Genomic DNA, 11,657 nt, shown 5'->3' with positions numbered 1-11,657 from the left:
CTATTTCACCCCGCTGTTCATATCGATATCCTGTAAGACAGGCTGTTCTGTTTTGTGATAATAATATCGGCTGCTCCACCTGATCACCATGACCGCCTCGCCCCTGTCTCCCACCCTCGTCTCGATTCGGGTGATGCGAAGCATATCCCCTGTCTTCTCACCGGATTCACTGAGCAGCGGTATCATATTTCTCGCTTCTCTGATGGCATCCGCGAGCCTGTCCGCTTCATCCAGCGCCTGCACGGAGTCAAGATGAAACAGCTTCACATTGAGACTGTAGGTTTTTTTAAACGTGGAGACTGTATCTGTTTCTTCAAAAACAGATGGCGCAGGGACATATAAAGACGGCACTTGAAACTGATCAGGCAGCTCGCTTTCATAAATGGGAACAGACCACTGGCTGTACAAAAAAGCCATGATCGATCCTGTTTCGCTGTTCATCCCGCTCCTCCTTTACATCTTTTTCAGCCACTGGCGCAATTTATGTTCCATTGATTTTGCAAACAGCTGTTCATATAGAAGCAGTGCATGCTCCCAATAGCTCGTGCCGGGTATCCATTTTTTCTTGAGTGCCATGCCTGTGGAAGAAGCCGGATCATAGATAAACCGTGAGCCTTGAAAATGCCCCGGCACCCATCTCACATCGTCCGCTTTCGACGTCCAGTGGCCGTCATTGAGAAAAGAAGCATATTCAAGCTGGGTCCCGACCTCAAGTGAGAGTCCGCCGCTTTGTATCTTCCAGAGGTTGTCCTCTGAGCCTTTCTGAAAGGAGCTGAGCAGTTTTTCTGTATCTATCGTTTGCGTGCTGATGAGTTCAGATTGTACGATCTCCAGAAAATCTTGCCCGCACTCTTCAAGCCACCGGGACGCCTCGCGGGAAAAACCGCCGGATGCCGCTTCTTTTAACGATGCGTTCAGCTGTTTAAGTCCCGCTATCTTCATAGACTTTCATCTCTGACAGCGATGACTTCCCAATGATGGTGTCTGATCTTTTTTGGCAGCTTCAGAATATAACTGTTGTGTTGCCAAATGATTTTGTCGTTCATCCGGATATCCGCAGAGAATGGAAAATGGACAAGAAAGCTGTGATACACGGTTTGATCAGGCTCCTCCTGAATCAGCTGCTGCGTTTTTTCTGTAAAGTAGCAAGGGACATTTTCTTCATCAGGTGTATTCGGATATGAAAATACCGGCTGAAGCTTGTCCGCCGGAATTCCGAATCGTCCTGCCGGCGGCGGCTGCGCTGTTTCATGATAAATATCACAGCGATGGATCAGCATCTGCTGATAACTCATAACGACCGCACCTTCAATCTGGCAGACTCCGGAACATAGTCCGGTGCGATAAACTCTTCCAGCAAATGATATACATCGGGCTTTTGAATGCCGGCTTCACCGGAAACCGTGTAAGAGTAATCCCCCATTTTCTCAGACTGATAGCTTGATGCGGCTGATTCGTCGCTGTTTACTAGCGCAAAGTATTGGGCGAGCTTCAGCAAAGCTAATTTCGCCTTTTCAGGGAGCGGGTCGTAGATGCTGTCTGTAAAGCTGTGCCCTGTAATGAGGGCCGCTTCCGATTCCGCCTCGATGATATCCTGCGCCAGCAGTTCTTCCGGCCTGTTTTTCACCTGGTCATAGACCGAATAGGCGGCAACGTCCGTCGGTTCGATGAGCATATAAGCTGGCCACCCCATTTCGATTATTCTTTTACGTTAATTAATTTAGCGCAGGCATCCTCTTCCTCGAACTTGCTGTCCAGCTTCGCCGTTAAGACAATGATGAACTTACGGGAGCGGATATCCTTGTCGACTTCAATTCGAATATTGCGTGAGAAGCCGAGAATGATATTTTTCGGATGTGTCAGAATGATATCGGACGCATCATATTGCGCGTCTCCCTCTCCAACTGCGTACGGCTGGATATTGGATACCCCTTTTACCGGTACGCCGAATGCTGTGGACAAGCCGCCCTGAACAGCCTGGTCCCCAAGATTTGTCTGACGGTCCGCCACGCGGTCCTTCCATTCAACTTCTAAGCCGTGCGACGTATAGAATCTGAATTCCTGAGGGATGCGCAAATATTTCGGCGGAACAGCCTTTAAGCCTTTTTTAAATGTCGCTCTCGACAGTTCTTCACCGTTCATATCGACGATGTGGGACACTGCTTGTTTACGGATGCCGTCCAGCTGCGCCAGGTATGGATCTGCTGATGCAGTATCTCCGTTTACGATCAGCTCTTCAATATCAACTGCCGCCCGCTCTGCTAAAATTTGCATGATCGTCTGCTGCAGTCCGCCTTTTTCAATATTGTTTTCGAGCGTGTCGTACGTAATGTTAATTTCCGCAATGACTTCCTTTGTGTTCAGCTGGACAGTGCTTGTCGTCGGAACCGTCAGTTCGTCTGTTGTCAGCGCCTTTCCTTCTTGAGCCGCGCGCAAAATACGCTGGCCGAAGCCGATTTTTTCAAATTTTTGCGAATCGTTTTCCATTTGAATCACGCGGGATTCACTGAAAATCGTCGGCGTGTTTTGCACCATGCGGATAAAAGCTGATGCTTGTGCAGGGTTCATGAGCCCGCCGCTTTTTAAAGCAGAAAGCGACATTTCCGCTTTCCGAATGATCTCTTGATTTCTCAATTGATTTCCTCCTCTTTGACTGGTTTACAGCAGTCCGCTCCAGATTGATTTTTTGACTTGCTCTGTATTGCCGGCCGCATCGTCCGCCGTCTGTTTAGAGGCTCCCCGAGCTTTTTCCAGGGCTTCAATGCGTTCGATCAGCGGGGCAATCATGTCCTCAACGAGCTTCTTCAGGCGCTCGTCATCTCCCGTCTGCTCCGGTTTTTCCTCTGTTTCTGTGTTTTTTTCAATTGTCTCCAGCCGTTTGAGCAACGGATACAGCGCATGCTCGATTGATTCCCTCATGTCTTCTTTCCTCATTTCTTCAGTCTCCTTTCCTGTTTTGTCGGCCAGCAGCTGCTTGAACACGCTTAGAAATCCGGCTTTTTCAACCGGTTCTTCTTCATATACATCAGCAGTGCCCGCCATGCTGTAGCCGGTGATGATGCCGGCTTTGATTTGTTCCCACACCTCATCTGACGCTCTTGTCACAAGCACCCACGAGCCCTTTGTAATCCGTTTTGTTCCGATGATAAAATCATCGGGCGCCACATAGGATTCAACGACCACGCCTGTGCCGCCTTCAAAGCTGTGATTGATATCAATCTCCCGCGCGTCTGCAAGAAAGCCATGCGCCGCTTTTTCAATTTCTTCTGCGGTCATATAGTCGCCGTGGGCATCTGGAACATCAGGCTCATACACAATTCCGTATACGAGCTTTTGTTCATCCTGCTCGCTTTTCGTAAACAGCCGAACTTTTTTTTCAAATGACGGAGGTTCGGCTGACTTCGTAAAGAAAAATTCTGTCTGGTTTGCCGCCTTGTCCACATAGCTGACAAAGCTGATTTTGGCATTTTTCAATTCCCGCGCCACCTGCTTGATTCACCTCCCTTCAGGACGTTTTGATATCTTCGATGCTGTCCTTCAGCTCCTGCATAAGTGCTGTCAGATTTGTCTTTTCAGCATCCTGTCCGGCAGGGCGTTTGTAAATGTCCTCCGGCCACTCCTCAAGCGTTTTGCCGAGCACCCGTCCGGCAAGGTCTCGCAAATCATTCGGCGAAACGGCTCCAGCTGTAATAAAAGGACCGAGCACTTTCGCAATCTCAAGCGGATCACGAAAGTCCGGTCCTTTTAATGTCAGCCTCACATCATGAAGATTCAGCTCCGGCAAAAGCAGTGTGTTCAATTTGTTGACAAGCGTTTTCCGCTCTGGCTGAAACACCTGCTCCTCCGTAATTTTTCTCGCTGTATCAGCCGTAGCCCGGTTGTATTCCTGAGCTTCTCCCGTATAAAGCGGCGGCAGACGGAAAGCAGAGCGCAGCTTATTTCTGCTTTTTTCATCATATTCAAGAAACAAGGCGTCGTTTTGCAGGATTTCCGCAAGGGATTTGATTTCCACAGAAACCGGCGTGATATCTTCACCGCCGTGAAGGTCCTTCTCCTTCGCGATGCCTTCCGCCTCAATCAGAAGAAATTTATGGGCGTTTTCCACACCTTCAAGGTCATTCATATACTCCTGCAGTTCCCGGTAAGAAGCTTCAGACAGCATCCCGTTTTCCACCGTAATCGCCGCGGGTACGTGACGCCCCTGCTTAAAGTACATAAAATTGAGCTCTTCCGCTTTCCGGGCGCCGTATAAATTGACGATATTGCCTACCCAGCGGGGCACGCCGTATACGCCGCTTCCGATTTTAAGATGAATCACTTCGTTTGCTTGGTGCTTTTCAGCCAGTGTGCTGACATATTCGCCCGTGCGCATGTCCAGTTTTCGAGGATCGCCGTATTCTTTGAAAAATACTTTTTTTCCATTGATCATCTGCACAAATTTCCGAAACCGTTTTTGCCTTTTGATTCTCTTCACTTTTCCGTTTTCTTCATACATAAAAGATACTTCGACAGGCTCGCCGGCTCCGCATACGCGCATATATTTCACATCCAAATATTCAATGCCGGCGGGTTTTCCCATCCCGTCGCGAAGCACTTCCATAAAGCCGTTTCCGGTTTTTTCCCTGTCTTCAATGGCATAGCCTAAAATCATTTCAGCAGATTCATCAAAGTGAAGGCATTTGTAAAAGGCTTCAAGTCTGGCCCAGTCTTTTTCCGCTTTTTTCTTTTTCGCCTGGTCGACATCAGTGGCGTTGACATCAAACGTGTACTCCACATCAAAACCAAAACCAGTAATATTCACTCTGTACGCATCAATGCATTGCTGAAGAATGGTTGAGTATTCAGCAATTGTTTTGAGCTCGGTGATATTGTAGGGCGGAGCGATGATATCCTCTCCGTACAAATCAGAAAAGTCGTCTTCATAAATTTGCTTTGTCTGAGGAGCAGATGCATTGGCTTTTAAAACCGTTGCTCTGACTGTTTGATTGTGCGGCATTTATGACCTCCTCCTTTCTCGGTTCGGACGGATTCGTTTTTGCGCTGTTTCCTTCACATCTGCGACCTCATAATCATCAAGCGCATACCAAATAGCAGAAAACGTATGCGGATCGATCGTGAATTCATCCTCAATCAGCGCACCGTTTTTATCTTTGGCATACGTCAGTGTCTTGAGCTCATAGATGACATTTTCACAGCGGTCCGAACAGAAAATTTTTTTGAAGCGTTTGACCTTTTTGGTGTATTGAAGCCTGGAGCCGGGAAACTTCCTGGCTCCGACCATCCGAAAACCCTGCTGGCGGAAATATTGAATGCTTTTCGGCTCAGCGGAGTCGGCTTTGATCATTTCCTGTGTTTCAGCCAATTCCCGCAGTTCCTCAGCCGTCTTGTCATCTGTCATTTTGTTTTTATAATACTCCCAATAAATGTAGAGATATTTCTTATCAGGATCGACGGCGAGACGGACGACAGCATTGTAGGATTCTTCAAAACCAAAATCCATGCCTGTGCGAAGGATCGGCTTGCTGATGGCGGCAATACGTTCTTCGATACGGTCGTGCGGGAGCACCTCAAACTGCGGCAGCACCCTGATTCCATTGACGCCGAACCTGCCTTTACGGGCAATTCGGTATAAGTCAGGATCATATTCCTTCAGTCCGTCAAGCTGCTTGATATAGCTTTCGGGGAGAAAGAGGTTGTCGTTTGCCGTGGAATGATGGTAATACGTATCTCTCCTGACAAGTGTCCGCTTTTCATAAAGCTCGCTGTCGTCCAGCACAAACCGCTGATTGCGTTCATCCCGAAAAAAATGCCGGTACGTCCAATTGGAGGTGCCGACAGGATTGGTGGTGCAAATCATGTGCAGTTTCAGCTCAGGGTGGCGAAGACGGCCGATTAATTCCTTAAAGCCTTCATATTTCACCTCAGAGCACTCTTCAATCCATATTAAAGAAATGTTGTGAACAGATTTCAGCTTCGCCGGGTTGTCCATTCCTTTGAACATGATCCGGCTGCCGTTTTGAAACCGCAGCTGAAGCGGGGAAGAAAGTGCTGCGGCTGCCTTCGTGAGACCAAGCTCTTCAATCACCTCTTCAAATAAAGCGAAGGTCGAATCCCGGTGGGTATCGAACACCTCTCGTACGACGAGCGCCGTCCGCTTTTCCTTCAACAGCTTTAACACGATTTTCAGCGCCGTATGATAGCTTTTGGATGAGCCGTAGCCGCCGACGAGAAACTGGTACGTCTGCTCCCAATTGAACACGTAATCTTCAAAATGAGGATTGATTTCTTTTACAATCATGCCTTGTCCTCTTTTCGTTTGATCATGATTTCAATTGGCTCGCGGCCGTCATCAGTTTTTTCCGCTTTTTGTTTTGCGAGCTTTAACTTCTCTTTTTCTATTTTTTGTTTAAATTGATCCGGAAACAAATCAAAGTATAATGACAGCTTTTCAAGTGCTTTCATCTTATCGGCAAGCTTAATGGCGATGCCTTCCTTGCCGAGCTTTGCCTCCGTGACAATAGTGCCGTCAACGAGACCGGAGTCTTTGACGTCGACAAAGCTGATTTCCTTCATGATCGGGTTATCATCTTCATCAAACAGCGGTCCCGACTTTCCGACGGCCTGCACCTCTTTTTTGCCAAAGGTCACATAATCCGTAATATCGGCGAACGCGATTTTGACATATACCTGCAAAACGTCCATCGCTTCAATAAACACTTCATTCACCATTTCTTTTTTTATCCGCCTGATTTCAGCGGCAACCTTTTCATTCTTTAACAGCCTGCAGCCCGTCACATGGGCGCTGTCCGGAGAATAGCCCGCCTTGATCGCTGACTGTGTCGCATTGAAGCTTTTTACGTAGTACAGGCAGAACAGCCGCTGCCGTTCATTTAATTCATCGTTTTCTATGCGGCGCTGCTTATGTCCGTTTTCAGAAAACAAGGCTTCTTTCCATCCGTCCTGTTTTTTCCAGATGCCGATTGTTTTCGCCGAAACACCGATTGTGTCTGCAATGGCCCTGTTTGTGATATTTCCCTGATGGTGCTGATAGATTGCTAATGCTTGTTCTCTCTGTTGTGTTTTCATGCTACGGCATCACCGCCACCTCCAGCATGGATTTCTATTCATAAAAGCGGCTGGTTATGCCGGCCGCTTATGTGTCATGCTCTTTTCACTTATAGGTGGCAAACGTATGACAAGCATTCAGGCAAGCGATCGGTTTATTTCCTCCTGCTGTCTTTGCATCTTTAATAAAGCCCGTTTGATTGTTGTCTGCACAGTTGATTTTTTGACGCCAAGAAGATCGGCAATGCGTTCATAAGAAAAGCATTCCACCTTGTGCAGCAAAAACATTTCTTTCTCCCTGTCCGTTAAAAGGGATAAAGCTTCTCGGATTCTCTCCCTGTCTTCCTCAGATACCTGTCCGTCCGGCTCAAACATCATATCGCAAGAAAATGATTCTATGATTCTTGGATCTTTGATCATCAGCCGCTGATACGCATCACGCCGGTCAATCGCCCGTCTGATGCCGGGCTGTCTTCCTTTTTCAAGCCATTCTGTTACATATTCAAGGTCTGTGATGATGTTTCTGATAATCTTTTTATCCTTCATGTCCTCAGCTGAGAGCACTGATTCATCTGCTTCAGCGAGCGACTTATATTGTGTTCTTGTTTGTTTTAATGTGCGTTTATATTCAAATAATAAGTCTTGCATTCTATGATTCCTCCTCATTTGTGCAATAAAAAAGCGGACACCAATCAACGCACAAATGCTGTGCATGTTGATCAGTGTCCGCAGGCTTTCCGTCTTGGACGTATTCTTTTTTCGCTTTAATTTAATTTGTAGCCGATTTCAAATTCTACGCGGGCAAGGTCTCCCTTTCTCGTTTCAACAAGCGTTTTCCCGTGCTCCGGAGCTTCTGTGATCCAGGCTTCTTGCTTTATGCCGTCGACTATAATAACGCGGATTTTCCCATCCTCAAGCTGGCTGTCAAGCGTGATGGAATCAATATTTACGAGTTTTTTAGGGTTGATCATGTGTCATTTCCTTCCTTTCGGGTTCAGCGCTTTTGTTGGCTTCTTCTAATACCTTTATGATGTGCTCCTTGGAATGAGCGGAATTCCCGTTCAGAAAATCCAGCGCCGCTTTAGCCGCTTCCTTCAGCTCAGGTGCGGCTGCCATCAAGTTGGCATTGCTTATTTGCGAAAAAGAGCTGAGGTCAAATACAGCGGCGATCAGCCGGCCGTTTGAATAAGGGAATCTCTCTTTTTCTTCTTCACTGTAAGCAGAATAGATATAAATTGGCTTCTCATCCCCGCATGCGACAGCACGCCACGGCGCAGGACTCATTTCAAATTGTTTTGTTTCCGGCATCTGCTTCACTTCCCGTCATCCTTGTACCATTGTTCGATGTTTTTTTCTGTCCGCTTCGCCCGAAACAGCAACGCGAACAGAGCAGCCAGCTGTTTAATCACGGGCATTCAGCCCCGCTTTTCCGGCTGTCAGCATTTGTTCCAGCTTTTGAATAACAGGCGTTAAATCATTGCCGGACCGGCAGTTCGGACATGGATGAAAAACCGTTCCGATCCCGGTATGTTCAACAATTACTTTCTTTGTCTTACAGAGCTTGCACATTATCTGATGCCCTCCAATCTATGATTCAGGTCATACGCTGTTCCTTTGATAATCACTAAATAATCACTGCACATTTCATAGATTCTCGTGCCGATCGCTTCATCAACCCGGACGAGCGTTTCAATCGTAAGCTCGCTTGAAAGCAGAATCGGTTTATGATTTAAGTAGCGGTAGTTCAAAACGGAATACATTTGTTCCAGCTGCCAATCAGTGGCGCGCGGTTTGCCGTTTACCGGTTTAAAGAGATCATCAATGAACAGCACATCTGCCTGCTTTATTCGGTTCAGCTTGGCTTCCAAAAGATCAAAATCATTTTTTAAATCAATAAAGCCTTCGACGAATGGAAAATAAATGACCGGCACATGGCGCTTTCTCATCAGGTCATTGGCCGCAGCGGTAAGAAGATGTGTTTTCCCGGAACCAGGCTGACCCAAAAGGGCGATGCTGTTTTTCCGGCTGTCCTTGATTTGTTCATAATCCGCCACAAACTCTTTGGCGCATTCAAACGCGTCCTTGACGGCCTGCGGCTTCCCTTGGGTGCGGAATTCATGAAAGCCAAGCTGTCTGAAAGCAGGTGTAATTTCACTTGCGCCAAGCAGCCGTTTCACTTTTCGTTCTGCCATACAGCTGCACATTGTCCACACTTCCAGACCGTCTTGCCGGCTGAGATATCCTCCCTGATCCTTGCATCGCTGGCAATCATACCGGCTTGTGTCTGATTCGGCCGGTTTGTCCGCCAGTAATGGACGTCTCCCTTTTCTCAACTCGTCTAAAATCTGCTCGATTGTATGTTTTGTCATTACTTTCATTCCTCTCATGTTGTATTGCAGCGGTCTTTTTGGCTTGCTGCGCGAAAAATCGGTCTTCGATGAATTTCGAACAGTAGCGAAAGGCCTTTATCGTTTCTGAAGCAGCGGTTCGCCGGTTTTCAAAAGCTTGAAAACATTCCTCAAGCCATTTGATTGTTTGCGTTACGGGAACGCCGATGGCGACAATACGGGCGATGGCTTGATAATCTCTGGAGGAAGGATACACGGTGCGTCCTTCTTGAGCCGACCGTAATTGTGTAAACCGCTTCGCAATGTGATCCACTGCATCATCAGCAGCAGTATATGTTTTTGTTTTATCTATATTAGAGCGGTCTTCTTTGTCCTGTGCCAGCGGCGAAAATGACCGCTCATTATCGCTGCGGTGTGCAGTTTTGTCCGATCTGAAGCTGAATTTTTTAGAGTGCTTCACAGAAATCATGAGTCCGTATGGCGCGCGGGCAGCCTTTATGTATCCATGGCTTTCAAGAAGCTCCAGCCATCTTCTGACTGTTTTTTCACTTACATCGAATACGGCCGCCATCTCTCTTGCTTTTAATGGCTTATGGCCGAGCACAATTCCCCAGCTCACGCCGTCCTTCTCAATTTCTTTTGTCGTTGAGCTGATAAACCAGAGAAACAGCCACAGGGCCGAGCCTATTTTGTCATAATGTTCTGAATTCAAGAGCCCTGAATACATGGGAAAAGGATAGCTTTTATCCCTTTTCATTGCGTTTCACCTCTTCTTTTAACAGCAAGTATGCTTGAAATTGTTCTCGATTTTCAAAATGGAATACCGGAAGGCCGCATGCCGTAAAAGAAATGGAGCCGCCGGATTGTCCGAGATGGCGCTGATCTATCGGATGTTCACTAAAAACGATTTGAATCGGATGCATATGATCACTCTCCCGATTTGTTTTTGATACAATTCGTATCAACTGTTACCAAGTATAAACGATACATTCCGTATCATCAAGTTATTTTTGATACTTTTTTTATCATAGCTTTATTTTGATACAGATTGTATCTATAATCATAAGTAACTTAGGGAGTTAAAAAAAGAGAGGTCATAGTATGATAGGCGGCAGATTGAAGAGTCTCAGAGGAAAAAGGACACAGGAAGAAATCGCATCTCACATCGGTGTATCGCGCGCACGATATTCTCATTATGAAAACGGGCGAAGCGAACCTGATTACGACACACTGCAAAAGCTGGCTGATTACTTCCAAGTGACAACGGATTACTTATTAACAGGAAAAGAAAAAAAATCTGATGATGATATGTTTTCTGATCCGGACTTGCAGCTCGCATACCGGGATATGCAGGATTTTTCCCCGGAAAGCAAGCAGCAGGCCATCGAATTTATCAACTATTTAAAAGAAAAAGAGAAAAACCGGAAACCGAAAAACAAATAAATAATTCTCTGTTCTCTAAAACATATAAAAAATAGACCGATATAAAGAAAAAAGTGTTTATTTTTTAAAGAAAAGGGAAAGATTTCAACACACTTTTTAGTCCTAAACGGGCTTTTCTTTCTCGCTATAAACAGAACGTATGTTCGAAAGGGAGTATTCAATTGGGCGATTACTTATCACATCTGGAGGAATACGTAAAAAATTTATACAGCAGGCTGGGCATCACCTCTCCCCATCACATTGACATGCTGAAAATCGCAAACGATCTAGATATTTGGGTTCATTTCGAGGATATGGGAAGCATGATGGTGAAATACGACGGCATGTACAGTATCATATTGAACCAAAAAAAGTCCCAGGAAGAGCAATGGGAGGATTTTGGCCATGAACTGTGCCACGTATTAAAGCATGCAGGCAATCATTTTCAGATGAACAAGCTCTTCAGGGAGCTGCAGGAATTTCAGGCGAACCAATTTATGTACCACTTCTGTGTGCCAACCTTTATGCTGTTGCAGATGGAACTGCCGCAATGGAGAAGTCAGGCTCTTGCAACCATTGCGACGGTATTCCGGGTAACAAAGGACTTTGCTGAGAAAAGACTTGAAATGTTTGAACGGCGTAAAGCAGGTATTCAATTTCAGAAGCGGCTTGCTTATTTATTATCTGATAAGCGGCCAAAAGCGGAATATGAGGAAGATCAGCCCCCATTACAGGTAGCGGAAGCAAAAGCACTGTACAATATCAGAAGGCGTGGCTGACATGAAAACGGGCTGGGGACATATGTCCTCAGCCCGGCAGAGA

At 46.4% G+C, this 11,657-nt stretch carries 17 protein-coding genes and 1 pseudogene; 2 read left to right on the top strand and 16 right to left on the bottom strand.

The genetic code is table 11. The annotated features are described in order from the left end of the window. The 16 genes and pseudogenes from MTN95_RS17485 to MTN95_RS17410 all read right to left on the bottom strand — a co-directional run bounded on the left by MTN95_RS17485 (position 1) and on the right by MTN95_RS17410 (position 10,336). Positions 1–441 (bottom strand): phage tail terminator family protein, encoded by a 441-nt coding sequence (locus MTN95_RS17485; protein ID WP_105953650.1) that lies wholly within the window; start codon positions 439–441, stop codon positions 1–3. 12 nt (positions 442–453) lie between these two features. Next, complete coding sequence (locus MTN95_RS17480; protein ID WP_105990656.1) at positions 454–942, bottom strand: HK97 gp10 family phage protein; 489 nt, start codon at positions 940–942, stop codon at positions 454–456. After that, entirely contained in the window at positions 939–1,295 is a 357-nt protein-coding gene (locus MTN95_RS17475) for a YqbH/XkdH family protein (protein ID WP_101860760.1), read from the bottom strand. The genes MTN95_RS17480 and MTN95_RS17475 overlap by 4 nt, the downstream gene beginning before the upstream one ends. Further along, positions 1,292–1,675, bottom strand: a complete 384-nt coding sequence (gene yqbG, locus MTN95_RS17470) for a protein YqbG (RefSeq protein WP_101860761.1) — start codon at positions 1,673–1,675, stop codon at positions 1,292–1,294. Before yqbG ends, MTN95_RS17475 begins: the two co-directional genes overlap by 4 nt. 23 nt (positions 1,676–1,698) lie before the next feature. Continuing rightward, positions 1,699–2,637: pseudogene (locus MTN95_RS17465) on the bottom strand (phage major capsid protein); the annotation flags it as partial. 21 nt (positions 2,638–2,658) lie between these two features. Then, the gene (locus MTN95_RS17460; RefSeq protein ID WP_024121065.1) at positions 2,659–3,486 is read right to left on the bottom strand and encodes an XkdF-like putative serine protease domain-containing protein; all 828 of its coding nucleotides are present in this window, start codon (positions 3,484–3,486) and stop codon (positions 2,659–2,661) included. 19 nt (positions 3,487–3,505) lie between these two features. Continuing rightward, complete coding sequence (locus MTN95_RS17455) at positions 3,506–4,996, bottom strand: phage portal protein (RefSeq protein ID WP_044156250.1); 1,491 nt, start codon at positions 4,994–4,996, stop codon at positions 3,506–3,508. Continuing rightward, complete coding sequence (locus tag MTN95_RS17450; RefSeq protein WP_105990652.1) at positions 4,997–6,298, bottom strand: PBSX family phage terminase large subunit; 1,302 nt, start codon at positions 6,296–6,298, stop codon at positions 4,997–4,999. Further along, positions 6,295–7,086, bottom strand: coding sequence for a terminase small subunit (locus MTN95_RS17445; RefSeq protein WP_202852828.1), 792 nt, complete (start codon positions 7,084–7,086; stop codon positions 6,295–6,297). Before MTN95_RS17445 ends, MTN95_RS17450 begins: the two co-directional genes overlap by 4 nt. 117 nt (positions 7,087–7,203) lie before the next feature. Next, positions 7,204–7,713, bottom strand: coding sequence for a sigma-70 family RNA polymerase sigma factor (locus tag MTN95_RS17440; protein ID WP_248339249.1), 510 nt, complete (start codon positions 7,711–7,713; stop codon positions 7,204–7,206). Positions 7,714–7,829: 116 nt separating this feature from the next. Further along, the gene (locus tag MTN95_RS17435; RefSeq protein WP_024121060.1) at positions 7,830–8,036 is read right to left on the bottom strand and encodes an XtrA/YqaO family protein; all 207 of its coding nucleotides are present in this window, start codon (positions 8,034–8,036) and stop codon (positions 7,830–7,832) included. Next, positions 8,023–8,373, bottom strand: coding sequence for a phage portal protein (locus MTN95_RS17430; RefSeq protein WP_207203504.1), 351 nt, complete (start codon positions 8,371–8,373; stop codon positions 8,023–8,025). The genes MTN95_RS17435 and MTN95_RS17430 overlap by 14 nt, the downstream gene beginning before the upstream one ends. A gap of 93 nt (positions 8,374–8,466) precedes the next feature. After that, positions 8,467–8,634, bottom strand: coding sequence for a hypothetical protein (locus tag MTN95_RS17425; protein WP_105953655.1), 168 nt, complete (start codon positions 8,632–8,634; stop codon positions 8,467–8,469). Beyond that, on the bottom strand, positions 8,634–9,434 hold the full coding sequence (locus MTN95_RS17420; protein ID WP_202852830.1) for an ATP-binding protein: 801 nt from the start codon (positions 9,432–9,434) through the stop codon (positions 8,634–8,636). The genes MTN95_RS17425 and MTN95_RS17420 overlap by 1 nt, the downstream gene beginning before the upstream one ends. Further along, positions 9,334–10,170, bottom strand: coding sequence for a phage portal protein (locus MTN95_RS17415; protein ID WP_105990648.1), 837 nt, complete (start codon positions 10,168–10,170; stop codon positions 9,334–9,336). Before MTN95_RS17415 ends, MTN95_RS17420 begins: the two co-directional genes overlap by 101 nt. After that, entirely contained in the window at positions 10,157–10,336 is a 180-nt protein-coding gene (locus MTN95_RS17410; RefSeq protein WP_105953658.1) for a hypothetical protein, read from the bottom strand. The genes MTN95_RS17415 and MTN95_RS17410 overlap by 14 nt, the downstream gene beginning before the upstream one ends. A gap of 178 nt (positions 10,337–10,514) precedes the next feature. On the opposite strand from MTN95_RS17410, the gene xre reads away from it, so the two are divergent. Then, positions 10,515–10,856: an HTH-type transcriptional regulator Xre gene (xre, locus tag MTN95_RS17405; protein ID WP_024121054.1), complete on the top strand. Its 342-nt coding sequence runs from the start codon at positions 10,515–10,517 to the stop codon at positions 10,854–10,856. Between the two features lie 161 nt (positions 10,857–11,017). Continuing rightward, positions 11,018–11,614: an ImmA/IrrE family metallo-endopeptidase gene (locus tag MTN95_RS17400; protein ID WP_024121053.1), complete on the top strand. Its 597-nt coding sequence runs from the start codon at positions 11,018–11,020 to the stop codon at positions 11,612–11,614. Positions 11,615–11,657: the final 43 nt, after the last annotated feature.

The sequence above is a fragment of the Bacillus sp. 2CMS4F genome, from assembly GCF_023161785.1.
Classification (GTDB): domain Bacteria; phylum Bacillota; class Bacilli; order Bacillales; family Bacillaceae; genus Bacillus; species Bacillus halotolerans.
The sequence above is the reverse complement of the archived record's forward strand: the minus strand, read 5'-3'. Positions and strand labels throughout refer to the sequence as shown.